This window comes from Luteitalea pratensis, assembly GCF_001618865.1.
Classification (GTDB): domain Bacteria; phylum Acidobacteriota; class Vicinamibacteria; order Vicinamibacterales; family Vicinamibacteraceae; genus Luteitalea; species Luteitalea pratensis.
Window position 1 is genome coordinate 4,471,069 of sequence record NZ_CP015136.1, and the last position, 24,975, is coordinate 4,496,043.

The 24,975-nt window shown below is 67.2% G+C and carries 21 protein-coding genes and 1 pseudogene; 13 read left to right on the plus strand and 9 right to left on the minus strand.

Annotated elements, in window-relative coordinates:
• The first annotated feature begins 136 nt into the window (after nucleotides 1-136).
• On the plus strand, nucleotides 137-832 hold the full coding sequence (locus tag LuPra_RS18430; RefSeq protein WP_110172105.1) for a protein-L-isoaspartate(D-aspartate) O-methyltransferase: 696 nt from the start codon (nucleotides 137-139) through the stop codon (nucleotides 830-832).
• 165 nt (nucleotides 833-997) lie between these two features.
• Here the strand turns inward: LuPra_RS18430 and rho are convergent, their stop codons facing one another.
• Nucleotides 998-2,383 carry a transcription termination factor Rho gene (rho, locus tag LuPra_RS18435; RefSeq protein ID WP_257724466.1) on the minus strand — a complete coding sequence of 462 codons (1,386 nt, stop codon included), beginning with the start codon at nucleotides 2,381-2,383 and terminating at the stop codon, nucleotides 998-1,000.
• Between the two features lie 134 nt (nucleotides 2,384-2,517).
• Between rho and LuPra_RS18440 the strand changes: the two genes are divergently transcribed.
• Complete coding sequence (locus tag LuPra_RS18440; protein WP_157899369.1) at nucleotides 2,518-4,221, plus strand: ArnT family glycosyltransferase; 1,704 nt, start codon at nucleotides 2,518-2,520, stop codon at nucleotides 4,219-4,221.
• A gap of 107 nt (nucleotides 4,222-4,328) precedes the next feature.
• Here the strand turns inward: LuPra_RS18440 and LuPra_RS18445 are convergent, their stop codons facing one another.
• The 6 genes from LuPra_RS18445 to LuPra_RS18470 all read right to left on the minus strand — a co-directional run bounded on the left by LuPra_RS18445 (nucleotide 4,329) and on the right by LuPra_RS18470 (nucleotide 10,970).
• Entirely contained in the window at nucleotides 4,329-5,741 is a 1,413-nt protein-coding gene (locus LuPra_RS18445) for an FAD-binding oxidoreductase (RefSeq protein WP_110172107.1), read from the minus strand.
• A 134-nt stretch (nucleotides 5,742-5,875) separates the two neighbouring features.
• The gene (locus LuPra_RS18450; protein WP_110172108.1) at nucleotides 5,876-7,084 is read right to left on the minus strand and encodes a pyridoxal phosphate-dependent aminotransferase; all 1,209 of its coding nucleotides are present in this window, start codon (nucleotides 7,082-7,084) and stop codon (nucleotides 5,876-5,878) included.
• Nucleotides 7,085-7,147: 63 nt separating this feature from the next.
• On the minus strand, nucleotides 7,148-7,648 hold the full coding sequence (coaD, locus tag LuPra_RS18455) for a pantetheine-phosphate adenylyltransferase (protein WP_110172109.1): 501 nt from the start codon (nucleotides 7,646-7,648) through the stop codon (nucleotides 7,148-7,150).
• Nucleotides 7,649-8,206 (minus strand): 16S rRNA (guanine(966)-N(2))-methyltransferase RsmD, encoded by a 558-nt coding sequence (gene rsmD, locus LuPra_RS18460; protein WP_110174763.1) that lies wholly within the window; start codon nucleotides 8,204-8,206, stop codon nucleotides 7,649-7,651. It abuts the gene before it with no gap.
• On the minus strand, nucleotides 8,206-10,305 hold the full coding sequence (gene recG / locus LuPra_RS18465; protein ID WP_110172110.1) for an ATP-dependent DNA helicase RecG: 2,100 nt from the start codon (nucleotides 10,303-10,305) through the stop codon (nucleotides 8,206-8,208). The genes rsmD and recG overlap by 1 nt, the downstream gene beginning before the upstream one ends.
• A complete protein-coding gene (locus LuPra_RS18470; protein WP_234800456.1) occupies nucleotides 10,302-10,970 on the minus strand; it encodes a hypothetical protein in 669 nt (222 codons plus the stop codon). Before LuPra_RS18470 ends, recG begins: the two co-directional genes overlap by 4 nt.
• 143 nt (nucleotides 10,971-11,113) lie before the next feature.
• On the opposite strand from LuPra_RS18470, the gene lexA reads away from it, so the two are divergent.
• From lexA to LuPra_RS18485, 3 genes are all read left to right on the plus strand, one after another.
• A complete protein-coding gene (gene lexA / locus LuPra_RS18475; protein WP_234800457.1) occupies nucleotides 11,114-11,719 on the plus strand; it encodes a transcriptional repressor LexA in 606 nt (201 codons plus the stop codon).
• Nucleotides 11,720-11,723: 4 nt separating this feature from the next.
• The gene (locus LuPra_RS18480) at nucleotides 11,724-12,053 is read left to right on the plus strand and encodes a DUF3467 domain-containing protein (protein ID WP_110172113.1); all 330 of its coding nucleotides are present in this window, start codon (nucleotides 11,724-11,726) and stop codon (nucleotides 12,051-12,053) included.
• Nucleotides 12,054-12,286: 233 nt separating this feature from the next.
• Nucleotides 12,287-13,441, plus strand: coding sequence for a DNA polymerase Y family protein (locus tag LuPra_RS18485; protein WP_110172114.1), 1,155 nt, complete (start codon nucleotides 12,287-12,289; stop codon nucleotides 13,439-13,441).
• A gap of 77 nt (nucleotides 13,442-13,518) precedes the next feature.
• Here LuPra_RS18485 and LuPra_RS18490 read toward each other — a convergent pair whose 3' ends face one another.
• Entirely contained in the window at nucleotides 13,519-14,211 is a 693-nt protein-coding gene (locus LuPra_RS18490; RefSeq protein ID WP_157899371.1) for a gluconate 2-dehydrogenase subunit 3 family protein, read from the minus strand.
• A gap of 329 nt (nucleotides 14,212-14,540) precedes the next feature.
• Here LuPra_RS18490 and LuPra_RS18495 point away from each other — a divergent pair, with 329 nt between their 5' ends.
• The 3 genes and pseudogenes from LuPra_RS18495 (at nucleotide 14,541) to LuPra_RS34560 (ending at nucleotide 18,075) form a co-directional block, all read left to right on the plus strand.
• The gene (locus LuPra_RS18495) at nucleotides 14,541-16,235 is read left to right on the plus strand and encodes a GMC oxidoreductase (protein WP_110172116.1); all 1,695 of its coding nucleotides are present in this window, start codon (nucleotides 14,541-14,543) and stop codon (nucleotides 16,233-16,235) included.
• Between the two features lie 486 nt (nucleotides 16,236-16,721).
• Nucleotides 16,722-17,330: pseudogene (locus LuPra_RS34555) on the plus strand (GMC family oxidoreductase N-terminal domain-containing protein); the annotation flags it as partial.
• A 403-nt stretch (nucleotides 17,331-17,733) separates the two neighbouring features.
• Nucleotides 17,734-18,075, plus strand: a complete 342-nt coding sequence (locus tag LuPra_RS34560; RefSeq protein WP_234800952.1) for a GMC family oxidoreductase — start codon at nucleotides 17,734-17,736, stop codon at nucleotides 18,073-18,075.
• Between the two features lie 105 nt (nucleotides 18,076-18,180).
• Here the strand turns inward: LuPra_RS34560 and LuPra_RS32030 are convergent, their stop codons facing one another.
• Nucleotides 18,181-18,351 carry a hypothetical protein gene (locus LuPra_RS32030; protein ID WP_157899372.1) on the minus strand — a complete coding sequence of 57 codons (171 nt, stop codon included), beginning with the start codon at nucleotides 18,349-18,351 and terminating at the stop codon, nucleotides 18,181-18,183.
• Nucleotides 18,352-18,495: 144 nt separating this feature from the next.
• Here LuPra_RS32030 and nth point away from each other — a divergent pair, with 144 nt between their 5' ends.
• The 5 genes from nth (at nucleotide 18,496) to LuPra_RS18530 (ending at nucleotide 24,968) form a co-directional block, all read left to right on the plus strand.
• Nucleotides 18,496-19,410: an endonuclease III gene (nth, locus tag LuPra_RS18510; protein ID WP_234800458.1), complete on the plus strand. Its 915-nt coding sequence runs from the start codon at nucleotides 18,496-18,498 to the stop codon at nucleotides 19,408-19,410.
• A complete protein-coding gene (locus LuPra_RS18515) occupies nucleotides 19,407-19,805 on the plus strand; it encodes a metallopeptidase family protein (RefSeq protein ID WP_110172119.1) in 399 nt (132 codons plus the stop codon). Before nth ends, LuPra_RS18515 begins: the two co-directional genes overlap by 4 nt.
• On the plus strand, nucleotides 19,805-20,623 hold the full coding sequence (rsmA, locus tag LuPra_RS18520; RefSeq protein ID WP_157899373.1) for a 16S rRNA (adenine(1518)-N(6)/adenine(1519)-N(6))-dimethyltransferase RsmA: 819 nt from the start codon (nucleotides 19,805-19,807) through the stop codon (nucleotides 20,621-20,623). The genes LuPra_RS18515 and rsmA overlap by 1 nt, the downstream gene beginning before the upstream one ends.
• Before the next feature lie 251 nt (nucleotides 20,624-20,874).
• Nucleotides 20,875-22,545 (plus strand): ribonuclease J, encoded by a 1,671-nt coding sequence (locus LuPra_RS18525; protein WP_157899374.1) that lies wholly within the window; start codon nucleotides 20,875-20,877, stop codon nucleotides 22,543-22,545.
• On the plus strand, nucleotides 22,545-24,968 hold the full coding sequence (locus LuPra_RS18530; RefSeq protein WP_110172121.1) for a DNA translocase FtsK: 2,424 nt from the start codon (nucleotides 22,545-22,547) through the stop codon (nucleotides 24,966-24,968). Before LuPra_RS18525 ends, LuPra_RS18530 begins: the two co-directional genes overlap by 1 nt.
• The last annotated feature ends 7 nt before the right edge of the window (nucleotides 24,969-24,975 follow it).

Consider the following 24,975-nt stretch of genomic DNA (forward strand, 5'->3'; position numbering starts at 1 on the left):
CTCAGGTCTCAGGTCTCAGGTCTCAGGTCTCAGACCTGAGGTCTCAGGCCTCAGGAACACGGCCTTGCCTGAGACTTGAGACTTGAGACTTGAGACGCAAGAAGCAACAAGCAAGACACGAGAGCTGCGAGGTGCCATGCAAACCGTGGCGACGCTTGCCGTCCTGCTGACATCGCTGATCGCCTGTGTGCGCGGCGGTCAGGAGCCATACGTCATGCAACGTGAGGCGATGGTCCGGGAGCAGATCGAAGCGCGCGGGGTGAAGGACCCGCGCGTACTCGCGGCACTGCGCCGTGTGGCACGGGATCGCTTCGTCCTCAGCGGATCCGAAGCGGTGGCCTACCAGGATTCACCGCTGTCGATCGGCCATGGCCAGACCATCTCGCAGCCTTACATCGTTGCGGTGATGAGTGAAGCGGCCGCCATCGGCCCCGACGACGAGGTGCTGGAGATCGGGACCGGCTCGGCCTACCAGACGGCCGTGCTGGCCGAACTCGCGCGCACGGTCTACACGATCGAGATCATCCCTGAACTGGCCACGCGAGCAGAGGCACTGTTGCGGGCCCTCGGCTACGGCAACGTGCGCACGCGGCTCGGCGACGGCTACGCGGGCTGGCCGGAGCATGCGCCGTTCCACGCAATCGTGGTGACCGCGGCGCCACCGGACGTACCCGAGGCCTTGAAACAACAGCTGGCGGTCGGTGGCCGGATGGTCGTGCCCGTGGGCACCGGCGACCAGGAACTGCTGGTCATCGAACGGACGGCCGACCGATTCACGCAACGCCGACTGATGCCCGTGCGGTTCGTCCCGATGGTAAAGGGCAAGTTGTGACGGGAAGGTAGGGACCGCTCTCCAAGGTAGGGACCGCTCTCCAAGGTAGGGACCGCCCTCCTAGGTAGGGACCGCTCTCCGAGCGGTCCATCTTCGCCTCCGGTCAATCTCCGCATCCGTCTGTTCCGGGGCGAGGAGGTGGACGCCTCGGAGAGGCGTCCCTACCTACGGCTTGTGCATCGCGTTGAGGAAGTCGGCGTTGCTGCCGGCCTTGGCGAGCTTGTCGATCAGCAGTTCCATCGCCTCGGTGGGCGACAACGGGTTGATCACCTTGCGCAACACCCAGATGCGGTTGAGGTCGTCCTTCGGGATGAGGAGTTCCTCCTTGCGGGTGCCGCTCTTCTGGATGTCGATGGCCGGGAACACGCGCTTGTCCACCAGCTTGCGGTCCAGGTGGATCTCCATGTTGCCGGTGCCCTTGAACTCCTCGAAAATGACCTCATCCATGCGCGAGCCGGTATCGACGAGCGCCGTCGCGATGATCGTCAGCGACCCACCTTCCTCGATGTTGCGCGCCGCCCCGAAGAAGCGCTTCGGCTTCTGCAGCGCGTTCGAATCGACGCCACCCGAGAGCACCTTGCCCGACGGCGGCACGACGCTGTTGTAGGCGCGGGCGAGGCGGGTGATCGAGTCGAGCAGGATGAGGACATCCTTCTTGTGCTCGACGAGGCGCTTGGCCTTCTCGATCACCATCTCTGCGACCTGTACGTGGCGCTGCGCCGGCTCGTCGAACGTCGACGAGATCACCTCGCCACGCACCGAGCGCTGCATGTCGGTGACCTCTTCCGGACGCTCGTCGATGAGCAGGACGATCAGGTACACCTCGGGGTGGTTCTGCACCACCGACTGTGCGATGTTCTGCAGCAACATCGTCTTGCCGGTACGAGGCGGCGCGACGATCAGCCCGCGCTGGCCCTTGCCGATCGGCGTCATCAAGTCGAGGACGCGGGCCGACAGGTTGTCCTTGGCGGTCTCGAGCGAGAAGCGCGCCTGCGGGTACAGGGGCGTCAGGTTCTCGAAGAAGATCTTGTTGCGCGCGAACTCGGGCGCCTCGAAGTTGACGGCCTCGACCTTGATCAGGGCGAAGTAGCGCTCGCCGTCCTTCGGCGGCCTGATCTGGCCGCTGACCGTATCGCCGGTCTGCAAGTCGAACTTGCGGATCTGCGAGGGCGAGACATAGATGTCGTCGGGGCCCGCGAGGTAGTTGTAATCGGGCGCGCGCAGGAACCCGAAGCCGTCTGGCAGGACTTCGAGGACGCCCTCGGAGAAGATGAAGCCACTCTGCTCGGTCTGTGCCTTGAGGATCTGGAAGATCAGTTCCTGCTTGCGCAAGCCGGTGGCGCCGATCACCCCGAGATCCTGGGCGACCTGCATCAACGACTGGATGGTCATCTCCTTGAGCTGACCGATCCGCAAGCTGGCCTCGCTGCCCTCGGGCGGCAGATCGAGCGGTGGATCGTTGGCGACGTCGGGGATGTCGTTGACGGGGCGGCGGGGACCGGAGGGTCGCGGTCCGCGGCGACCGCCGGAGCGCTTCTGTGCTGGAGCCATGCTGTCTGCGGTGTGGAGATGGTGTGGGATCGCCGGGCGCGGACGCGACACGCGAGGCGCGCGGCACCGTAGCCTGGAACCACGAGGTGAGGCGCCAGTATAGCCGAAAACCCATGGTGTAGAATCCGCCAAGCGTGTCGCGGCATGTGCTCATACTCGGCCTGGTCTGCTTCCTGACCTTTTTCGCAGGCCTCGGCCGCGGCGCGATCGGAGATTCCGACGAGGCGTTCTACGCCGAAGCCGCCCGCGAGATGGTCGTCTCGGACGACTGGCTCACGCCGTACTACAATTACGAGCTCCGTTTCCAGAAGCCCATCCTGTTCTACTGGTTCGTGTCGATGGCCTACAAGGCCGCCGGCGTGGGCGAGGCGGCGGCGCGCTTTCCCGCCGCGCTCGCCGGGTTCGGCCTGGCCATCCTCACCTACCTGGCCGGGCGGCGCTGGTTCGATGCCGGTACCGGGTTCTTCGCCGCCAGTGTCGTCGCCACCAGCTTCGGCTACTTTTCCATCGGGCGCTTGTCACTGCCCGATCTCCCGCTCGCCTTCTTCATCGCGGCGGCCACATGGGGATTGGTCGAAGGCATCGGCTCGCCCCTCGCGACCGCGACCACGTCGGTCTCGCGACGGCGACTCTGGCTCGCGTTTGCCGGCGTCACGATGGGGCTCGGGCTGCTCGCGAAGGGTCCGGTGGGCGTCGCGCTGCCGGTGCTGGCCGCGATTGCCGTGTGGTGGAAGGAACACCGCAACGCCGGCACCGAGGACGAAGCCCGGCTGCCCGCCATGATGGACATCCTGCTCGTCGGCGGCCTGGTCGTGCTGGTCGCCGCGCCATGGTTCATGGCGATGGCCCAGCATCATGGCCTCGCGTACGTCCACCGCTTCTTCATCGGCGAGAACCTCGAGCGCTTCGCCACCGATCGATACAACGAGCCGCGCCCGCTGTGGTTCTACGTGCCGATCGTGCTCGGCGGGCTGATGCCGTGGTCGCCGTTCATCCTGCTGTGGCTGCCGACATGGCGGCGGGTGTTCCGCGGCGAACGCATGGTCACGCGTGCCGAGTGGCGCGCGATCATCTGGGCGGCGGTTCCCTTCGTGTTCTACTCGGCTTCGATCGGCAAGCAGCCGCGGTACATCCTGCCGATGCTGCCGCCGATGGCGCTGCTGCTCGCGCGGACGGTGATTGCGCGGCTGCCCGACGAGCAGCCGGAGAATTCGCCTCGCACCGGACGCCAGACCGCGCTGGCATGGTGCGGCACCCTCTGCGCCGTACTCCTGATGATGCTCGGGCTGCTGCTGCACCGCGCCCGCCCGCTGCTCTTCGTGCTCACGCCCTCGCTCGCCCTGGTGTGCACGGGCATCATCACCGTCGGCGCCCTGTCGGTGCTGGCCGCCGCCTGGAGCCGGCGCCGCTGGGCGCTGCCCGTCACCATGGCAGTGGCGTCGATCGCGACGCTGTTGTCGCTGCAGTATTCGGTGGCGTCGGCGGCCGACCTCGAGCCCGTCCAGGTGATGGCCCGCAAGTACGCCGCGGCCTACCAGGGGCACGAACCCTCGGCGACCTACCGCGTGTTCGTCCGCAACCTGGTGTTCTACACGGGCGTGAAGCAGACCGATCTCGTACAGCCGCACGAGGTCATCGAGTTCCTGCGGCGACCCCAGCGCGTGCTCTGCGTGATCACCAAGGACGACCTCGCGACCCTCGCCGGCGACCACGGCGTGGTCACGAGAACACTCGCCGAGGTCCAGTACTTCAATCCCGCCGGCGTGCGCCTCCGCACCCTGCTCTGGCCCGATCCCGCACGCGACCTCGAGACGGTGCTGCTCGTCACAAACCAGTAGGACCAATTTCAGAAGTCAGGAATTTCACAATGTCATTACCGCCAGCAAAGCTCCGAAGATTGGCTGCGGCGATGAAATTCTGCAATTCTGAAATTCTGCAATTTCCATTATTCGGGAAACATCTTCCCCGGATTGAGGATGTTCAGCGGATCGAAGGCGGCCTTGATGCGGCGCTGGAGACTGATCTCGATCCACGACAGTTCGAGCGGCACGAACGGCAATTTCGAGAAGCCGATGCCGTGCTCGCCGCTGATCGACCCTTCCAGGGCGACGACGCCCTCAAACAGCGCGCGCTCCGCGGCCCGGGCCGAAGCGACGGCCACCGGATCGGCCGGGTCGAGCATGAGGTTGACGTGGATGTTGCCGTCGCCGACGTGCCCGAAGCTTGGAATGCGGACCCCAGGCGACGTCGCCCGCAGCCGCGCGATCAGGTCGAACAGTTCCGGGACACGGCCCTTCGGTACGACCACGTCGTGATTGATCTTCAGCGGCGCCAGCACCTTCAGCGACAGTGACAGGGCCCGCCTGACGCGCCACAGTTCTTCGCGCGTCGCCTGGTCGCGCGCGACCAGCACCTCGGTCGCTCCGGCGTCGCGGCAGGCCTGTTCGACTCGCCGCCCTTCTTCCTCCACCGCCTCGGCGAGCCCGTCCACCTCGAGCAGCAGCAGGGCGCCGGTGCCCGCTGGCGCCAGCGCCCGCGTCTCGAGACTGGTGGCCACGGCATCCAGCGAATCGCCGTCGATCAACTCGAGCGCCGACGGCACGACCCTGGCGCGAACCAGGTCGACCACCGCGTCCACCGCCGCGCGGATCGTCGTGAAGGTCGCGCGCAGCGTGACCTGCGTCGGCGGCAGCGGCACCAGTCGCACGATCACCTTCGTGATCACCGCCAGCGTCCCTTCCGACCCGACCAGCAATTGCGTGAGGTCGTAGCCGACCACGTTCTTCACGCTCTTGCCGCCAGTGTGGATGATTTCCCCGGACGGCAGCACGGCCTCGAGCCCGAGGACGTAGCGCTTGGTGACACCGTACTTGAAGGCACGTGGCCCGCCGGCGCACTCGGCCACATTGCCGCCGATGGTCGACGTCGAGAGACTCGCCGGGTCGGGTGGATAGAACAGGCCCACGGCCTCGACCGCCTTCTGCAGGTCGCCGGTGACGACATGGCACTCGGCCACGGCGAGCAGGTTGCGCTCGTCGATCTCGAGGATCTTGTCGAGGCGTTGCAGCGAAAGGACCACGCCACCGAACGAGGGCACGGCCCCGCCCGTATACCCCGTGCCTGCACCGCGCGGCACGACCGGAACCCGGTACGACGAACAGGCGCGCAGCACGCCCGCCACCTCCTCGGTCGAGCCCGGCCACACCACCACGTCGGCCGGATGTCCCTTCTTCAATGCATCCGCGCCATAGGTGGTGCGTGCCTCCTCGTCGGTGCGTACGTGCTCACTGCCGACGACGTCGCGCAGGATGTCGAGGAAGGCCTCGTTCACGTCGCCATACGGACGGTTGCTGGACATGGTCACGGACCGTGTTGTCTCAGGGCTCAGGGCTCAGGGCTCAGGGCTCAGGGCTCAGGGCTCGGGGCTCAGGGCTCAGGCTCACGGCTCACGGAGCACGGAGCACGGAGCACGGAACACGGCGTGAGACCTGTCTACGACGTGACGCGTGCCGAGTATTTCCCCGCATCCACGTCGGCGATGAAGGCGTGCAGGCGGCGCGCCGCTTCCGCGAGCGTCTCGATGGAGGCGGCGTAGGAGATGCGCAAGAAGCCGGGTGCGTCGAACGCCTCGCCGGCCGTGACGACTACATGCTGCTGCTCGAGCAACGCCTGGCAGAAGTCGGCGCTGGTGCGCAGTCGCTCCGGCGACAGAAATGCCGAGACGTCGACAAACAGGTAGAACGCGCCCGCCGGCGTGAGGCACGAGAACCGTGGATCCTGGACGACGCGCGCCTGGATCAGGTCCCGTCGACGACGGTACTCGTCGAGCATGTCGGTCACGCACTGCTGCGGCCCGGTGAGCGCGGCCACGACCGCCTTCTGCGTGATCGAGCAGACGTTGCTCGTGCAGTGGCTCTGGATCGCATTGCACGCGGCCACCACTTCTCTTGTGGCCAGGAGCCAGCCACAGCGCCAGCCCGTCATCGCGTAGGCCTTGGACGCCGACCCGGCCAGGATCGTCCGATCGCGCATCCTTTCGCCAAGCACCCGCGGCAGGTTGTGGGCGACAGGGTCGTAAATCAGCCTCTCATAGCACAGGTCGAGGATGATCCAGATGCCGCGCGGCGCCGCGACGTCGGCAAGCCGAATCATCTCCGCTTCGGTCATCAACGCACCGGTCGGGTTGGCCGGCGAATTGATCACGATGGCCTTGGTCCGCGGCGTGATCGCGTCGAGAAACGGCTGCGCCCGCACCGCGAAGCCGTCCTCGGGCGACGTCCGCACGATGACCGGCGAGGCATCGGCCAGCTTGATCTGCTCCACGAGCGTCGGCCACCCGGGCGTGTGCGTGATCACCTCGTCGCCGGGGTCGAACACGACCAACGCGCCATTGAGCAGCGCCTGCTTGCCGCCGGCGCAGACGATGACCTCGCTCACGTCGTACTCGACGCCGTAGTCGGCGCGGTAGCGTCCGACAATCGCCTGCTTGATCTCGGTCGACCCGGAGTTCGGGGTGTACTTGGTGTAGTTGGCCGCGATGGCGGCGTGCGCCGCGTCCTTGACGTGCTCGGGCGTCGGGAAGTCGGGCTCACCCGCACTGAGATCCACCACGTTCACGCCGGCCGCGCGGAGGCGCTCCGCGGCGATGAGTCCCTTCATGGTCGGTGAGGACGAGATGCGGGTGGTGCGTGCGGCGAGCATACGTCAGCAATCCTTACAATTTGACGGTTCGAATGTGAAATTCCGCATTTCAACGTTCAAATTTCAAGTCTTGCCGTCGGCCTGGTCACGGCGTCCGAGGTGCGTGAGCACGGCCGGCGGCACGAACGCATCGATCGCGCCACCAAGCGCATGAATCTGTCGCACGAGGCTCGAGCTCACGTGCGCCCATTCCGCCGAGGCGGAGACGTACACCGTTTCGAGACCGGGCAACAGCCTGGCATTCATCCTCGCCATCGGCCACTCGTGCTCGTAGTCGGTCACCGATCGCAGTCCACGCACGACGACCGTCGCGCCATGCGTCACTGCCGCCTCGACCAGCAGACCCTCGAAGGCAACGACGTCGATGCCGGCAATGCCAGCGACCGTGTCGTGGATGACGGCAAGCCGCTCGTCGAGCGACAGCATCGGTGACTTGCCCGGATTGACGAGCACGGCGACAACCACGCGTCCGAACAGGCGGTGGGCGCGCTGGATCACGTCGAGATGCCCGTTCGTGATCGGGTCGAACGACCCGGCGACGAGGGCGACACGTGCTTCGCTCACTCAGGCCTCCGGTCCGGCTGTGCCGGGAGCGTAAAAGGTCAGGGCGCTGTCGCCCTGCCGCAGGCGACGCGACACCGCGAGACCATCGGCCGCTGCGGGCGCCTCGAGCCGCGACGCGTGCTCGAGGATGACGATCCCGCCAGGCGCCAGATGGGCGGCCCCCAGGTGGAGCCAGGGCTCGAGGGATCGCTGCGCGTACGGAGGATCGAGGAACACGATGTCGAAGGGTCCGCCAGCGAACACCGCCGCGCGCGCAAGCGCGTTGCGACGCTCGATAGTATAGCCTTCGCGTACCTCGCAGTGTCCCAGGTTGACCTCGATCAGCGCCAGGGCGCGGCGGTCTTCTTCGACGAAGGTGACCGACGCCGCACCGCGGCTCAACGCTTCGATGCCGACGGCGCCGGTGCCGGCGCAGACGTCGAGGAAACTGACGCCCTCGATGCGTGGCGCCAGGATGTTGAAGAGCGTCTCGCGCAACCGATCGGACGTCGGACGGAGACCCTCCCACGCCGGCGTCTGCAGCACCCGTCCCTTCAACGCGCCCGCGATCACGCGCATCAGCCGACCTGCGCCAGGTTGAACCGGCCAGCCCATGCCGCCCGCGCCAGGCGGCGAGGCAACGCATCGTCGGGTACCTCGGCGACGAGACCGCGCGCGATCTCGTGCGCGTCCGCCATCAGATCCTGGTCCCGGGCGAGGTCGCCGATGCGCAACGTCGGCAGCCCCGCCTGTCGCGTCCCGAACATGTCGCCAGGGCCACGGATCGCCAGGTCGCGCTCCGCGATCACGAAGCCGTCGGTCGTGTCGGTCATCGCCTTGAGGCGCTCGCGGGCCTCCTCGCTCAGAGGCCGGTCAAACAGCAGCACGCAATAACTCTGCGCGGCGCCTCGTCCCACCCGCCCGCGCAGTTGATGCAGTTGCGCCAGGCCGAATCGCTCGGCGTGCTCGACCACCATGACGCTCGCGTTCGGGACATCGACGCCGACTTCGATCACCGTGGTGCTGACGAGCACGTCGACGTCGTGCGCGACGAATGCCTGCATCACCGTCTGCTTCTCGGCGGCCTTCAGCTTGCCGTGCAGCAGGCCGATACGCAGTCCGGCCAGGGCCCCGTCACGCAAGGCCTCTTCCATGCTGACGGCGGCACGCACGTCGATCTTGTCGCTGTCCTCGATGATCGGCAGCACGACGTAGGCCTGCCGGCCTTCGGCGACCTGCTCGCGCACGAACGCATAGGCCTCGTTTCGACGCTCCTCGGGACGGGCGGTGGTGCGCACCGGCTGACGCCCCGGCGGCAGGTCGCGAATCACGGAGACGTCCAGGTCGCCGTACGCCGTCAGTGCCAGTGTGCGGGGAATCGGCGTGGCCGTCATGACCAGAACGTCGGGAAGCCGGCCCTTGCCCCGCAATCGGGCACGCTGACCGACGCCGAAGCGGTGCTGTTCGTCGATGATCACGAGGCCGAGACGATTGAAGAGCGCGGGGTCCTCGAGAACGGCATGCGTGCCGACGACCAGTTGCGCCTGTCCCGACGCAATCGCGGCGAGCGCGTCGCGACGCGCGACGCTGCGCTGGCTGCCCGTAAGCAGGACCGAACGAAAGGGCGTGCCGTCCAGCCGCGAGGCCACGGTACGCGCGTGCTGCTCGGCGAGGAGTTCGGTCGGGGCCATCAGCACGACCTGCAGGCCGTTGGCCATCGCCACGATCGCGGCGAGCAACGCGACGATGGTCTTGCCGGCGCCGACGTCGCCCTGCAGGAGGCGATTCATCGCCGTCGGGCGTTGCAGGTCCTCGACGATCTCACGCAGCGCCTGCTTCTGGCCGGGCGTCAGCACGAACGGCAGCACGCGCCGGGCCAGCGTCCGGATTTCGTCCGAGACGAGCACGCGATGCGGCTTCGCGGTGGTGACAACGCGCGCCCGCTGGTCGGCGAGCGCGAGCTGGAACAGCACGAACTCCTCGAGGATCAGCCGCACTTGTGCCGGCGTACGGAACGCATTCAGCGTGTCCACGCTCGTGCCCTCGGGGGGAAAGTGCGTATCGAGCAGCGCCTCGCGGCGCGTAGGCAGGCCGCGTGCACGGCGCACCTCGATGGGTAGCGGATCGGTAATCACCTCGGGCAGGCGATCGAGCGCGCGGGCGACGAGATCACGCTGCAGCTTCGGCGTCAGTGGGCCGATGCGCTCGTAGATCGGGACGATGCGGCCGGTGTGGACACTGTCGCCCTCGTCGACGCTGGTGAGGTCGACGAATTCATACTGCGGCGACTGGAACTGCGGACCGAGGCTCGTCCACTCGACCTTGCCGTGCAGCACCACCTGCTGGCCGGGCCGGAAGACCTGCGCGAGGAAGCGCTGGTTGAAGAAGACGGCGCGCGCCGAGCCGGTGGCATCGCGTACCGTCACCTCGAAGACCGTGAAGCGGGGACGACGCGTGGGCTTGATCTGAGCGTCGACGACTTCGCCTGCGATCGTGGCCGTGCCCGGTCGCAGCGTGGCGATGGCGACGATGTGCCCACGATCTTCATAGCGGAGCGGGAACCGGAGCAGCAGGTCCTCGAGCGTGCGCAGCCCCGCCGACGCCAGCGCGGCGGCGCGAGTCGGCCCGACGCCGGTCAGATCGCCGAGCGGGGCCTGGAGCGGATCGGCCGCGGTCACTGCAGCACGGTCACCTGGCCGGGCTCGACCCGGATCTCGCGAATCGACGAGGGCAGGTCGAAAGGCGCGTCGAGGTCGATGCCGTTGGGTTCGTCGGGCGACACGCTATAGCGCGAGACCAGCTGCGAGACGAGCACGCGCGGCAATGGGATGCCACCCAGTTCGGCCGACTCGAGTTCGAACCGGCCACTGCCGTTCTCGGTGACGAGCCGCCCGGTCACCTTCGCGGGCAGGCTGCCCGTCAGCATGCGCAACGGATCGAAGCCCTCGCTGGGTGGCCGGCTGGCATTCATCACCTCCAGATCGAAGGTCGCGGTTGCACTCAGCCGGTTGTCGGCGAGGATGCGCAGCACGGGCGTCGAAATCCCCGGCGGAATCTCCGCCCGCAGGTAGTGCTCGAGATATGCGTTGACCTCGCCCTCCTCGATCACGGTGCTCTGTGTCTCGAGGCGCGGGATCGCTCCGAAGCGCACGATCGCCTCGAGCTTCTGCTGCATGCGATCGGCGGCAGCAGTGCCGTTCTGGACGACGCTGGCCGATGCCGCGAACACGACGCTCGGCAGCACCGCCGGCGACGTCGTTACCGCGCCGGCGACAATCGCGAAGGCCGCCACGAAGTGCGACAAAAACCCGGCGTTACGAGGCGAAAGCGACGGTCTCTGCATCAGGGGCACTGAGACTTTGGAGTCTAGCATCGGGCCTTTGGCCGGGGCGCTTGACTTTCGCTTTTTATTTGCATACGCTCGCCGGCATCGACGCAGACGCCCAGTGTCGGGCTGACGCGACCGTGCCTCCTGGAGTGACCATCGTGCAGCCGCTCACCAAACGTCAGCGCGAAATCCTCGACTACCTCAACGACTTCATCCAGCAGCACGGGTACGCCCCGAGCCTCGAGGAAGTCGGCCGGCGCTTCGGGCTGTCGTCGCTGGCCACCGTGCACAAGCACCTCACCAACCTGCAGGACAAGGGTTTCATCAAGCGCGCCTGGAACCGGAGTCGCTCGGTCGAGCTCATCCCCGCACGTATCGGCGGACGTGCGCTCGAATTGCCGCTGCTCGGGTACGTCGCGGCGGGGCGGCCGATCGAGGCCATCACCAGTACCGAGACCATCACCGTCCCCGAAGCGCTGGTCGGCAAGCGCGACACCTACGTCCTGCGCGTCAAGGGCGACTCGATGATTGACGAACAGATCCGCGACGGCGACTTCGTCATCGTCGAGGATCGGAAGACCGCCGCCAATGGCGAGATGGTGATCGCGTTGCTGGCCGGGTCCGACGTCACCTTGAAGAAGTTCTACAAGGAGCAGGACCAGGTGCGGCTGCAGCCCGCCAATCCGACGATGGCGCCGATCGTGGTGGCGGCGGCCGACGTGCAGGTGCAGGGAGTGGTGATCGGCGTGATGCGGCGATACTGACGGCATGAGCCAGCCTCCCGAGTCCCGCCAGATCAACTTCACGATCGTGCCGGCCGACACGCCCGACGTCCCGCGCGTCTACGCGAACTTCTGCGCGGTGGCCAACACGCCGTTCGACTTCACGTTGACGTTCTGCGAGGTGCAACCGTTGTCGCCCCAGGACGTCCAGGCCGCCGAACGCGACCATGCCGTGCCCGCTCCGGTGAAGGCGAAGATCGTCGTGCCCGTGCCGTTCATCCCGACGATGATCGCGGCGCTTCAGGAACACATGCGCGCCTTCACGGAGTCGCAGAAGCAGGGTGCCCCCGGCTGGTCGGGCGAACCGGTCCACTAGCATGCGAAAGAGGGAACGAGGACAAGGAAAGAGGGACAAGTGACTTCTTCCCTCTTCCTCGTCCCTTTTTCACCGTCAGCAAGGGCCGCTGTCCTGTAAGGCGCCCCTCCCCTGTCAGACGACGACGGCCAGGCGCGTCACTTCCCCGTTCGGGGCATGGCGACGCGCCCCATTCAGCTCGATCAGCTTCGCCTTTTCTTTGCGCGACAGCGTCTGAACGGAAGGCAACACACGTGGCCACGCTCCTCACCCTCGTCCTGCCGGATTTCGTCGTCGACGTCGAACGACGTTGGGAAGGCCTGGCGCCGACACATCCGTTGATCGTCGGCGGCGCCGCCGACGGCCCGGGCCAGGTCGTCGCGGCCTGCCGGGTGGCGCGTGCCGCAGGCGTACGGCCGGGCATCAGCTTGCGGGAGGGGGCGCTACTGGTTCCGCACGCCCGTTTCGTGCCGGGCATCCTGGACCGGTATGCCGAGGCCGCGTCGCAACTGGACGAACTGGTGCGGCGCTGGTGCGCGGAAGTGGACTGGGTGGCCATCGACCGCGCGGTCGTTGCCGCGAGCGCGGTGAAGTCGGGCTCGCTGGCCGCGGCTGCCGACGCCATGCAGCGCGCCATCCGCGACGAACTGGGGCTTGGCTCGGCGGCCGGGTTGGCCGACACGGAGGTGGCTGCGAGCGTCGCCGCCGCGCTGGTCGCGCCGTCGGGCCTGCTCCAGGTACTGCCGGGCTACGACGAACGCTTCCTCGCGCCGCTCGACCTCTGCTGGCTGCCCCCGCTCTCTGCCGCCGCGCGCGAGCGCCTTGCCGAACGAGGCGTCACCACGATTGGCGCCCTCGCAGCGATGGCTGGGCACGAGGCCGAAGCCGCGATCGGTGCGGGCTGGGCGACCGCGTGGCGTTCGGCGCGGGCCGAGGCACCGCGTGCGCTGGCCGGAACCGCACTACCGCGGACGCTGACGCGGGTGCTGCCCCTCACCCACCAGGTCAGTTCCGAGGATGTGCAGTTGGCCGCCGAGCACCTGGCGGACCAGTTGTCGCAGGGGCTCGCGCAGATTGGCGCGTTCGCACACGCACTGACCGTACGCGTCATGGGCGTAGACCAGCGCTTCCGCGGTCGCGGTTTCACGCTGCGCGAGTCCACGCGCCAGCGCGCCGACCTCGCCCCGGTGGCCCGTACGCTGGCCGCGCGTCTGTGGAAGTTCGGTGATCCACCGGTGCGCGTGAGCGTGGTAGCCAGTGGCCTGACCGCGGATGGGCCGCAGCTCAGCCTGTTCGGAGTGCCGAGCCACGACCAGTCATCGTCGCGCCGCCTGGAGGGACTGCGTACGGCGCGCAACTTCCGCGCCCTCGCCAGGGGGTCGCTGGCGCGCCGGCCCCGGGCGAGTTGAGGAAAGCGCCTCAGGTCTCAGGTCTCAGGGCTCAGGGTTCACGTGAGACTTGAGATTTGAGACTTGAAACGCAGGACCTATGCGTGCTTTCCGTCGTGCTCGCAGTCGGGATACTTCTCGTGGAACACGTTGCCCGTGTATCCGAGTTCCTTGAGCCCGGGCTCGGACGCGAAGTAGATCCCCGACACCCACCCCTTGATGTGGTCGAAGTGGTCGCGCAGGGTCATCGGGCCGGCCGCCGGCGCCGGCACCGGGATGGGATCACCCTTCTTCCAGAACACGGGCGACCGGCTCGGCTGCCCGGTCGACGCCTCGGTGAGCAAGGCGATCTGGTCGGCCTCGGTGAGGTCCTTGAACGGCTTCTGCTTCGACTTGAGGGCCGCACCTTCGAAGGCACCGAGCGCGGAGATGAACCGGCGCCGGGTTTCGGCTGACTCCACCGTGAGCAGCTTGTCGAGGAACTCCGGCGAGCCGGACGCCTTCGCCCCGGGAACGATCAACTCCGAGAGCACGACCACGGTTGCGAACTGGTGCGCGTCCAACGTCGTCGGCTTGTAGGCGGGCGCCGGCTTGCCGGCGGCCCCGGGCTTCCTGGTCTGCTCGGCGACGGCAGCGACGTGCTTGTGGACGGGGTGATCGCTGGCCTCGGCAAGGCCGGGCACCGCTATCGATGCGCCGAGACCCGCGGCCAGCGACTGCAGCGCGGCGCGCCGCGACAGCCCTGCGTCAGGCGCGGGTTGGATGACGGGCAGCGTGCGACCTTCCTTCATGCGCGAGCACTCCTTCAGTCGAGGTTTCGCGAACGATAGCACAAGGGTTCCGGGTACCGGGTAACGGATACCGGGTATCGGGTATCGGGTATCGGGTATCGGGTATCGGGTATCGGGTATCGAGCCGGGAATCGTGGAACTCGAAATCGGTTGGGCGTTGCACACGGCGCTCATCGTCCAAAGGTAGCGCCGGGTTGCGCCAGCCGGCAGCCTGCGTTCGACATTGCGGCATTCGCAGCATTCCGGCATTGCGTGATCGACTATTTGACCCATGTGCGAACCAATGACTATGCTGCGCCTCGTCGTCCTTTTCAGCCAGGAGTGGTGCAGTGGCGCAAGCCTCGCGTGATCAAGCGGGTCAGACGTTCGATGTGATCGTGGTCGGATCAGGCGCCTCGGGCGGTTGGGCCGCCAAACGGCTCTCGGAGGCGGGCATCAACGTCGTGCTGCTCGATGCCGGCCGGGCGCTCACAGATGCCGACTACAAGGAGCACGCGCCGGCATACACGCTCGAGTACCGCAACCGCGCCGACGACCGCATCCGCGAAACCCGCGCCAGGCAGAAGGACTGCTACGCCTGCACCGAGTACAACTACGAGTGGTTCGTCAACGACAACGAGGAGCCCTATACCACCGCGCAGGGCAAGCCGTTCTCGTGGCAGGGACGCACCCGCATCATCGGCGGCCGCACGAACATCTGGGGACGCCAGAGCTATCGCTTCAGCGACAACGACTTCAAGGCCGCGAGCAGCGACGGCCATGGGATCGACTGGCCCATTGCCTACAAGGACCTCGAGTCGTACTACGACATGGTCGAGGAGTACGTCGGCATCTCGGGCATGCCCGAGCAGGACCCGATGCTGCCCGACAGCAAGTTCCACCCGCCGATGGGACTCAACTGCGCCGAGCACCACGTCCGCAACGTCATCAGGAAGAGCTTCAACCGGACGCTGACGATTGGCCGCGCCGCCAACATCACCAGGCCGATCAACGGCCGCGCGCCCTGCCACTATTGCGGCCCGTGCGAGCGCGGATGCGCGACGCATTCGTACTTCAACTCCGCGTTCACCACCGTTGCCGACGCCATCAAGACCGGCAAGTGCACCCTCATCCAGAACGCGATGGTGTACCAGGTCCTGATGGACGCTTCGGGCAAGAAGGCCCGCGGCGTCTCCTACATCGACCGGAACACGCGGCAGTTGAAGGAAGTCAACGCCCGCGTGGTGATCCTGGCGGCGCAGGCGCTCGAGTCGTCGCGGATCCTGTTGAACAGCCGCGAGGGTGGCCTGGCCAACAGCAGCGGTGTCCTCGGCAAGTACCTGATGGACCACACGTGGGTCGCCGGTGGCGCGAGCGGCGAGTTTCCCGATTACGCGCAGAAGCCGAGCGTGAACGGTCCGAACCGTCCGAATGGCACCTACGTCATCCGCTTCCGCAACCGTCCCGGCGAGCCGAAGCACAAGGACTTCCTGCGCGGCTACGGCTACCAGGGCGGCGGTGCGAGCAATTTCAACTACGGCGTGTCCGGCTTCGGCCGCGACTACAAGGAGGCGGTGGCCAACTCCAGCGTGACGCAGTTTGCCTTCTCCGGCTTCGGCGAGGTGCTGCCCTACGAGGACAACCAGGTGTCGATCGACCCGAACGTCGTCGACACGTTCGGGATCCCCGTGCTGCGCATTTCCATGGCGTGGAAGGAGAACGAGCAGAAGATGATCCCGGACATGGGCTACGCCGCGGCCGAGATGCTCGAGGCTGCCGGCGCCAGGAACATCCGTCCGTTCTTCTTCCTCGATCGCGTACCGGGCTACGGCATCCACGAGATGGGCGTCGCCCGGATGGGCGCCGACCCGAAGAACTCGGTCCTCAACCAGTTCCAGCAGACGCATGACATCGGTAACCTTCTGGTGACCGATGCGAGCGGCTTCGTGTCCGGCGGCTGCCAGAACCCGACGTTGACCATCATGGCGCTGACCGTGCGCTCCTGCGACCACCTGATGGAACAGATGAAGGCCGGGACGATCTAGATCGCGGATCGGGAACCGGGAATCGGAATCGGACGATCGAGGGCTCGATGGTAGGGCCGGCTCTCCGAGCCCGGCCCTTTATCTGAAGGCCGCGTTCGGCGAACGGGCCCTACCGGCGGCGGCACTCACCAGGCACATGCAGGAGCTGCGAATGACGAGTTCCGCCCAGGTGGCCGGACAGACGTTCGATGCCGTAGTCGTCGGGCCGGCGCATCCGGCGGCTGGGCCGCGAAGCGCCTGAGCGAGTCCGGCCTGCAGGTCTGCATGCTCGAGGCCGGGCGAGCCCTGACCGATGCCGACTACAAGGAGCACGTTCCGGCGTCCTCCCTGCCCTATCGCAATCGTGCCGACGAGGTGATCCGCCGGACGCGTCCGAAGCAGAAGGACTGCTACGCCTGTCGTGAGTGGAACTACGACTGGTTCGCGAACGACATCGACGAGCCGTACACCACGCCTGACGACAAGCCCTTCGCGTGGATGGGCCGGATGCGCGTGGTCGGCGGTCGCACGAATGTGTGGGGGCGCCAGAGCTACCGTCTCGGTGACATCGACTTCAAGGCGGCGAGCCGGGACGGCCATGGCGTCGACTGGCCGCTGTCCTACGCCGATCTCGCGCCGTACTACGACATCGTCGACGAATACGTCGGCATCACCGGCATCAACGAAGGCGCCGATGCCGTCGTGCCCGACGGCAGGTTCCACCCGCCGATGGGAATGTCGTGCATCGAGCACGCGGTTCGCCGGCGGTTGCGGACGCAGTTTGGCCGGACGATGACGCTGGGTCGCTCTGCCAACCTCACCAGGCCCATCAACGGACGGTCCGCCTGCCACTATTGCGGGCCCTGCGAGCAGGGGTGCGCCACGCACTCGTACTTCAACAGTGCCTTCACGACGGTGGCCGATGCGCTTCGCACTGGGCGCACGACCCTCGTCACCGGCGCGATGGTCCACCAGGTCATCGTCGATCCGGCGACGGGCAAGGCGCGAGGCGTCAGCTACATCGACCGTTCGACGCGCCAGGTACGCGAGGTGTACGCGAGGGTGGTGGTGATGGCCGCGCAGGCCCTCGAGTCCACTCGCATCCTGCTGAACAGCCGCGAGGGCGGACTTGCCAATGGCAGCGGCGTGCTGGGCAAGTACTTGATGGATCACATCAGCGGCGGCGGCGCATCGGCGGAGTTCCCCGACCTGGCCGGTACCGTGATGGGCCCCGACAGCCCACGACGGCCGAACGGGATCTACCTGATGCGCTTCCGCAACCTGCCGGGCCAGCCTGCTGCGAAGGATTTCCTGCGCGGCTATGGCTACCAGGGCGGCGGCAGCACCGGCCTGCGCGGCAACGCGCCTGGCTTCGGCGCGGCCTACAAGGCGACCGTGCGCGACACCGCCACCACCTTCAACTTCGGCGGCTTCGGCGAATGCCTGCCGTACGCGGACAATGAGGTCTCGATCGATCGCGACGTGGTGGATACATGGGGAATCCCGGCTGCGCGTGTCCATGCGGTGGCACGACAACCAACTCGCCCTGCGCCGCGACATGGCCTTGCAGGCCGCAGAGATGCTCGACGCCCTGGGCGGCACGCGCATCCAAATCCGCCTCAACGAGCAGCAAGCGCCAGGCTATGGTATCCACGAAGTCGGCACGGCCCGCATGGGCCCGGACGCGAAGTCGTCGGTGCTCAATCAGTTCCAGCAGGCGCACGAGGTGAAGAACCTGTTTGTCACCGACGGCGCCGGCTTCCCGTCGATCGCCTGCCAGAACCCGACCCTGACGATCATGGCGCTGACCGTGCGGTCGTGCGACTACATACTCGACGAAATGAAAAAGGGGAACCTGTAAGGTAGGGACGCCTCTCCGAGGCGTCCACCTCTCTCTCCGTGGCATCCACCACTCTCCATCGGCGAGTCCGGCGGCTGCGGAGATGGACCGCTCGGAGAGCGGTCCCTACCTGATCGATACCTTCTGCGACCCGGCCTGCAACGGGTAACGCTTCCCTTTCCAGAACAGATCGCCGCTCACGCCGTCCGGCAGTGTCACCGTTGCCTCGAGCGCGTCGCCGGTCCGCTTCAGGACGACGTCCACGAAGCCCGTCGGGTGCGGCACGCGTCCCGACACTTCAGTCAGGTCGCCGAGGTGGGGCCTGCCTTCGCGACTGGGACTCGGGATTCGGGACTGGCCTTCGGCCTGGCGCGTATGCGTCAGGCATGAGGCATGAGGCATCAGTCGTTAAGCGTTAGGCGTTAGGCGTTAATATGCCCCGTGCCCCGTGCCCCTAAAGGCGCGCCGACCCTCGTGCCGGCCGCGGCCGTGCTGGAGCGTCTGCTCCGCCACTACCCGACGCCGGACACCGAACTCGCCTACCGCAACGCCTTCGAACTGCTGATCGCGACCGTGCTGTCGGCGCAATCCACCGACCGGCGCGTGAACGAGACGACGCCGGCCCTTTTTGCGCTGTATCCCGATGCGCGCGCGCTGGCCGTCGCGGATCCAGCCGATGTCGAGCCGATCATCCACGCCACCGGGTTCTTCCGCGTCAAGTCCAGGGCCATCGTCACGCTCTCGCAGCGGCTCGTCGCGGAGCATGGCGGCGACGTGCCGGCGACCATGGACACCCTGACGACGTTGCCGGGCGTCGGGAGGAAGACCGCCAACGTCGTGCTCGGCCACGCGCTCGGCGTGCCGGGACTCCCCGTCGATCGCCATGTGCTGCGCGTCACCGAACGCATCGGCCTGACCTTCGAGACCACGCCCGAAGGTGTGGAACGCGACCTCTGCGCGGCGCTGCCCGCATCCGACTGGACGCGCATGTCCGACGCGCTGATCCTGCACGGCCGGCGCATCTGCCGGCCGCGGCCGCTCTGCGGCGAGTGCTTCGTCGCCGATGTGTGTCGCTACCCGTTCAAGACCGGAGGGATTGCGCCACTCGACCTCGGTGCGCCACCCACAGGCAGGCCTGCGGGCCGGGCTCGGCCACCTTCGCGCAACGCGCCGGGATCGCAGCGGTCTGATAAGGCTCCGCGCCCAACGATCGGGAACGCCATCAAGCGAACGACGACGAACCCGCAGGCTGGCTCGTCGCGCCGAAGCGGCAACGCCGCGAAGGCGGACTCGTCGCGCCGAAGCGGCAACGCCGCGAAGGCGGAAGGCCGACGGACGAAGGCCGTCAAGAAATGACCCGAGACGAGTTCGCGACATTGATCGAGGAGGCGCTGACGCTGATTCCCGAGAACTTCCGGGACGCGATGCGCAACATTGCGATCATCGTCGAGGAGTACCCGCCAGCCACGCTCCTCGAGGAGATGGAGATCGAGGCACCCGACACGCTCTATGGTCTCTATCTCGGCACGCCCATCACCGAGCGGCAATGGGACGACGGCAATCGCGAGCCCGATCAGATCGTCCTCTACCAGGGGCCGCACGAGGAGGACGCGATCAACGAGGACGACCTCGTGGCCATGGTCGCCGAGACGCTGATCCACGAGATCGGGCATTACTTCGGCATGTCGGAGGAGGAGATCCAGGAGGTCGAGGAGCACTTCTGGGCCGAGCAGGACGGAGATCACGACTAGTGGTTCCGCCTTCGCCAGGGCTTCGGCGGACAGGACAGGCGCGCAAGCGATTCGGGCAGCACTTCCTCGAGCGCCCGTGGGTCGACAAGGTCGTCGCCGCCATCGCCCCGCAGCCTGGTGACGTCTTCCTCGAAATCGGCCCCGGCCGCGGCCAGTTGACCGTCCCGATCGCGCGGGCCGGCGCGGTCGTTCATGCCGTGGAGATCGATCGCGACCTCGTGGCCGAGTTGCGGGCCCGCGCACTGCCCCGCGTCCACGTGCACGAAGGCGACTTCCTCGATGTGCCTCCCGAGACATGGTTCGAGGGAGACCGCCCGTATCGCGTCGCCGCCAACCTGCCCTACAACATCTCGACGCCGGTGCTCGGTCGCCTGTTGCGCCACGCCCGGGAGGGACGCGTCGCCGATGCCGTCCTGATGCTTCAGAAGGAAGTGGCTGACCGCTTGATCGCCGTCCCGGGCACGGGCGATTACGGGCCGCTGGCGATCGCGATGGCCTTGCAGGCCGACGTGAGCCGTGCCTTCGTGCTTCCGCCGGGGGCATTCCGCCCGCCCCCCAGGGTCCATTCTGCGGTCGTCCGTATCGGCTTCCGTGCCGACCGGGTGACCATCGCGGACCAAGCCCGCTTCGACGCCATCGTCCGGCACGTGTTCACCCAGCGCAGGAAGATGCTGGGGACCACGCTGCAAGCGCTGGCCAGGGGGGAAGGCGCCGACGCGAAGGCGTGGCTCGCCGAGGCCGGCATCGACGGACAGCGGCGCGCCGAGACGTTGTCGCTCGAGGAGTTCGCGCGCCTGGCCGCTGCGGCCCGAAGGTAGCCGCCGTTCCCGTGTTATCTTGTTGTCCGCTGTAGGACTTAGCGGATCCAGCCCAACCCAGTGGGTCTGGATTCTCACAGCCGACGCTGGCGCCCGCCAGGCCGGTCGGCTGTCCGTGTCCGCTGCGCCGGTCCCCCGCCTCGACCGGTGCTGGTGGCGCAGCACGTGTGCAGGACCGACGTGGCCTTTCGCTGCGCTCGGAGGTGTTGTCGGCGTATTGCCGGCCCTGGGAAGCTTCGATAAAGATGATCGTGCCCGAGACGACGCTGGCGCTGCCGGTCGACGTGGTGCCGCTTGGCGGCCTGCGCGAATTCGGCATGAACACGATGGCGATCACGTGTGGAGACACGACGATCGTTGTCGATGCCGGCGTGATGTTCGCAGAGCCCGATCTGCCCGGCGTCGACCTGGTCGTGCCCGACCTGGCCTACCTCGAGGGCCTGGGCCACAAGGTGGCCGCCGTCTTCCTCACGCACGGCCACGAGGATCACATCGGCGGGCTGCCGTACCTGATGCCGCTGGTCGAAGGCCCGGTCTACGGTTCGCGACTGGCGCTGGCGCTGGTGGAAAATCGCCTCGAACAGCACAGCATCGACGTCCGTGGACGGCTCAAACCGGTGGCGCCTCGCGAACGCGTGCAGGTGGGGCCGTTCACCATCGAGTGCCTGCGCGTCACGCACAGCATGCCGGACTGCCTGGCGCTGGCCATCCACACGCCGGCTGGCGTACTGGTCCACACCGGCGATTTCAAGATCGACCACACGCCGCTCGATGCCGAGACGACGGACCTGCCGCGCCTGGCCGAACTCGGTCAACAAGGCGTACTGGCGCTGTTTGCCGACAGCACCAACGTCGACCGGCCCGGCGTCGCCGGCTCGGAACGCGACGTCATCGACGGCTTCGAGGAGATCTTCACGTCCACGGCCGGCAAGATCGTCGTGGCGATGTTCGCCTCGAGCATCCACCGCATGCAGATCCTCGTGGATCTCGCGGCGCAGTTCGATCGCAACGTCGCCTTCGTGGGCCGTGGCGTGATCGACAACTCGGAAACCGCGCAGCGCCTGGGATTGCTGCGTATCCCCTCCGGCGTGCAGATTCGCGACAGCGAGGTCCGGAACTTCCCCGGCAGCGACGTGGTCTGCATCACGACCGGGTCGCAGGGCGAACCGGCGGCTGCCCTGTCGCGCATCGCGATCGACGACCACCGGTTCGTGAAGGTGGACGATGACGACGTGGTCGTGTTCTCGGCACGCGCCATCCCGGGCAACGAACGGGCGATCGGCCGGGTGATGAACCACCTCGCGCTGCGCGGCGCCGACGTGATCTACGAGGGCCAGAAGCACATTCATGTCTCCGGGCACGGACATGTGGAGGAACTGAAGCTGATGCACTCGTTGGTCCGGCCGAAGTACTTCGTCCCGATCCATGGCGAGTATCGCCAGCTCGCACGTCATGCCCGGGTCGCGCAGACCGTGTCGCGTGGTACCGAGATCCTGGTGATCGACAACGGCGACGTGCTGCGCTTCGACGGCGAGGGCGCCGCCATCGAGGGTCGCGCCGAAGTCGGCAGGCGGCTCATCGACGGCACGCGGACCGGCGAGGTCGCCGACGAGGTGCTGCGCGATCGCAAGCACCTCGCGGGCGACGGCCTGATCGTGCCGATGCTCGCCGTGAACATGCAGACCGGTGAGCTTGCTGGCACGTTCGAGATCATCACGCGCGGGTTCGTCGTCGACGAGGCGTCGGAGGCCTTGCTGCGTGACGCCACCGCGATGATTCGGGATGCCGTGCGCGCCGCGCCGATCGAGGAACGAACAGATGTGGGGCTGCTGCGCGAACGCGTGCGGTCCGAGTTGCAGCGTGTGCTGCGGCGCAAGGCGGGGCGGCGCCCGCTCATCGTGCCCGTGGTGATGGAGATCTGATGTCGGCATCCGTGATGTCACGACGTGCCAGCGAGGCGCTGGGCGTGGCGCTGTTCTTCGGCGCCCTGCTGTGGTTCGTCGCGCTGGCCAGTTACACCCCCGGCGATCCCGCGTGGTTCTTCTACGCGGGCCCACCGAAGCAGGCGGCCAACTTCGCCGGCACGTTCGGCGCCTTCATCGCCGAGTCGTCGTTCCAGTTGCTCGGCTATGCGTCGTTCCTGATTCCGGTCGTCTTGATCGTGGCCGGCTATCACTACTTCTGGTGCCGGAGCCTGCCGGCCGGCTACACCAAGTCGATCGGCGCCGTCGTGCTCCTGCTCTGCGTCTCCGCGTTGCTTGGCCTCGCGGGTGACGCACCGCGTGCCGGCGACGCGTCCGTGCCCGCAGGTGGGCACCTCGGAGCGATCCTCTCCGAACTCGCCGTGCAGTATCTCAATCGCACCGGCGGTGCGATCGTCATCCTGTCGCTCGGCCTGCTCGGGTTCATCCTCACGACCCAGGTCTCGCTGAGCGCGCTCGCCGCCGCCGCGGCCGAAAGAATCCGCGTGCGCGTCAGCACATTCACCGAGGAAATGAAGGCACGCCGCGAGGTGAAGCGACGCGAGGAACAGCGGCGTGAAGTCGTGCGCAAGCGACTCGGCCGCGATGCGACGCCGGAGGACCTCAAGGCGATCAAGCCGCGCACCGACGGGGACGCCGCGGACGTCACCCCGGCCAGGCGCCAGCCGACGCCAGCGACCTCACCGACGGCTTCCACGCCCGCTGCGGCGGCCAGGCCGGACCGGGCTACGGCCACCGCGGCTTCCGTGGCCGGCGTCGGGCCGTCTCCGGCGCGTATCGCCGCCGAGATGCCGGCCGTGCGCCCCAAACCGCCCGTGCGCGTGGCACCCTCATCGACGCCGACGTCCCTGCCCGAGCACGAGTCCGAATTGAAGGCGCCAGCAGAGCGCAAGGCCGGGGGCTACACGCTGCCACCGCTTGCCCTGCTCGACCCGGCCCAGGCCGAGCGCAAGGTCGACGAGCGGGAGTTGATGGATTCGGCGCGACAGCTCGAGGACAAGTGCCGCGAGTTCTCGGTCGAGGGCGCCGTCGTCCAGATCCTGCCGGGCCCGGTCGTGACCACCTACGAGTTCAAGCCCGATGCGGGCGTGAAGTACAGCAAGATCACCGGACTCTCCGAGGATCTCTCGCTGGCCATGCGCGCCGAGTCGGTGCTGATCGACCGCATTCCCGGCAAGAGCACGGTCGGTATCCAGATCCCCAACCCCGTTCGCGAATCGATCTCGCTGCGGGAACTGCTGGAGTCTGAGCCGTACCGGAAATCCAGTTCCAAGCTCGCGATCGCGCTCGGCAAGACCATCCACGGCGAGCCCTACGTCAGCGACCTGGCGACGATGCCGCACCTGCTCATCGCCGGTTCGACCGGCACGGGCAAGTCGGTCGGGCTCAACGCGATGCTGACGAGCATCCTCTACCGCGCCACGCCGGATCAGGTGCGCTTCATCATGATCGACCCGAAGCGCCTCGAACTCGGCATGTACGAGGACATTCCGCACCTGCTCACGCCGGTCGTGGTCGAGCCCAAGCTCGCGGCCAATGCCCTGCGCTGGGCTGTGCGGGAGATGGAAGAGCGCTACAAGACGCTGGCCGCGTTCGGGGTCCGCAACATCGAGCAGTTCAACCGCAACCTCAAGGCGTCGATCGACGCCGGCGAGGTGCGGACCGACTCGAAAACCGGCGAAGCCCTCAAGCCACTGCCGTTTGTCGTCGTCGTCATCGACGAACTCGCGGACCTGATGATGGTGGCCTCGAGCGAAGTCGAGCAATCCATCTGCCGGCTCGCGCAGATGGCACGCGCGGTGGGCATCCACCTGATCCTCGCGACCCAGCGGCCATCGGTGGACGTCATCACCGGCCTGATCAAGGCGAATATGCCGTCGCGCATCTCCTTCCGCGTGTCGTCCAAGGTCGACTCACGGACGATCCTGGACGCCAACGGCGCGGAGCAGTTGCTCGGCAAGGGCGACATGCTCTTCCTGCCGCCTGCGTCCTCGCGCGTCATGCGCCTGCATGGCGCCTACATCTCGGAGCAGGAGAGCGCGCGACTGGCGAGCTTCCTGCGCAAGCAGGGCCAGCCGTCATACGACCGATCGATCACCGACGAGGAGAAGTCGGGCGAGACGATGGCGGGCGGATTCGAGAAGGACGACCTCTACGACGAGGCGGCGCGGATCGTGGTGTCGAGCGCGCAGGCGTCGATCAGCTACCTGCAGCGGCGACTCCGCATCGGCTTCAGCCGTGCGGCGCGCCTTGTGGACATGATGGAGGCCGAAGGGCTGGTCTCGAGCGGCCAGGGCGGAAAGGCCCGCGAGGTGCTCGTGCCCAAGGACTACTTCGACGAGGTGGACGCGCAACTGCGCTGAGGACTTC

Bases quoted from the DNA above. Each gene is read 5' to 3' on its own strand.
- LuPra_RS18490 (WP_157899371.1), bottom strand. From the start codon at position 14,211: ATGAAGGAAGGTCGCACGCTGCCCGTCATCCAACCCGCGCCTGACGCA.
- LuPra_RS18515 (WP_110172119.1), top strand. From the start codon at position 19,407: ATGACCCGAGACGAGTTCGCGACATTGATCGAGGAGGCGCTGACGCTG.
- LuPra_RS18480 (WP_110172113.1), top strand. From the start codon at position 11,724: ATGAGCCAGCCTCCCGAGTCCCGCCAGATCAACTTCACGATCGTGCCG.
- LuPra_RS18470 (WP_234800456.1), bottom strand. From the start codon at position 10,970: ATGCAGAGACCGTCGCTTTCGCCTCGTAACGCCGGGTTTTTGTCGCAC.
- LuPra_RS18450 (WP_110172108.1), bottom strand. From the start codon at position 7,084: ATGCTCGCCGCACGCACCACCCGCATCTCGTCCTCACCGACCATGAAG.
- rho (WP_257724466.1), bottom strand. From the start codon at position 2,383: ATGGCTCCAGCACAGAAGCGCTCCGGCGGTCGCCGCGGACCGCGACCC.
- LuPra_RS18445 (WP_110172107.1), bottom strand. From the start codon at position 5,741: ATGTCCAGCAACCGTCCGTATGGCGACGTGAACGAGGCCTTCCTCGAC.
- LuPra_RS34560 (WP_234800952.1), top strand. From the start codon at position 17,734: ATGCGGTGGCACGACAACCAACTCGCCCTGCGCCGCGACATGGCCTTG.
- rsmD (WP_110174763.1), bottom strand. From the start codon at position 8,206: ATGCGCGTGATCGCGGGCGCGTTGAAGGGACGGGTGCTGCAGACGCCG.
- LuPra_RS18530 (WP_110172121.1), top strand. From the start codon at position 22,545: ATGTCGGCATCCGTGATGTCACGACGTGCCAGCGAGGCGCTGGGCGTG.
- LuPra_RS18430 (WP_110172105.1), top strand. From the start codon at position 137: ATGCAAACCGTGGCGACGCTTGCCGTCCTGCTGACATCGCTGATCGCC.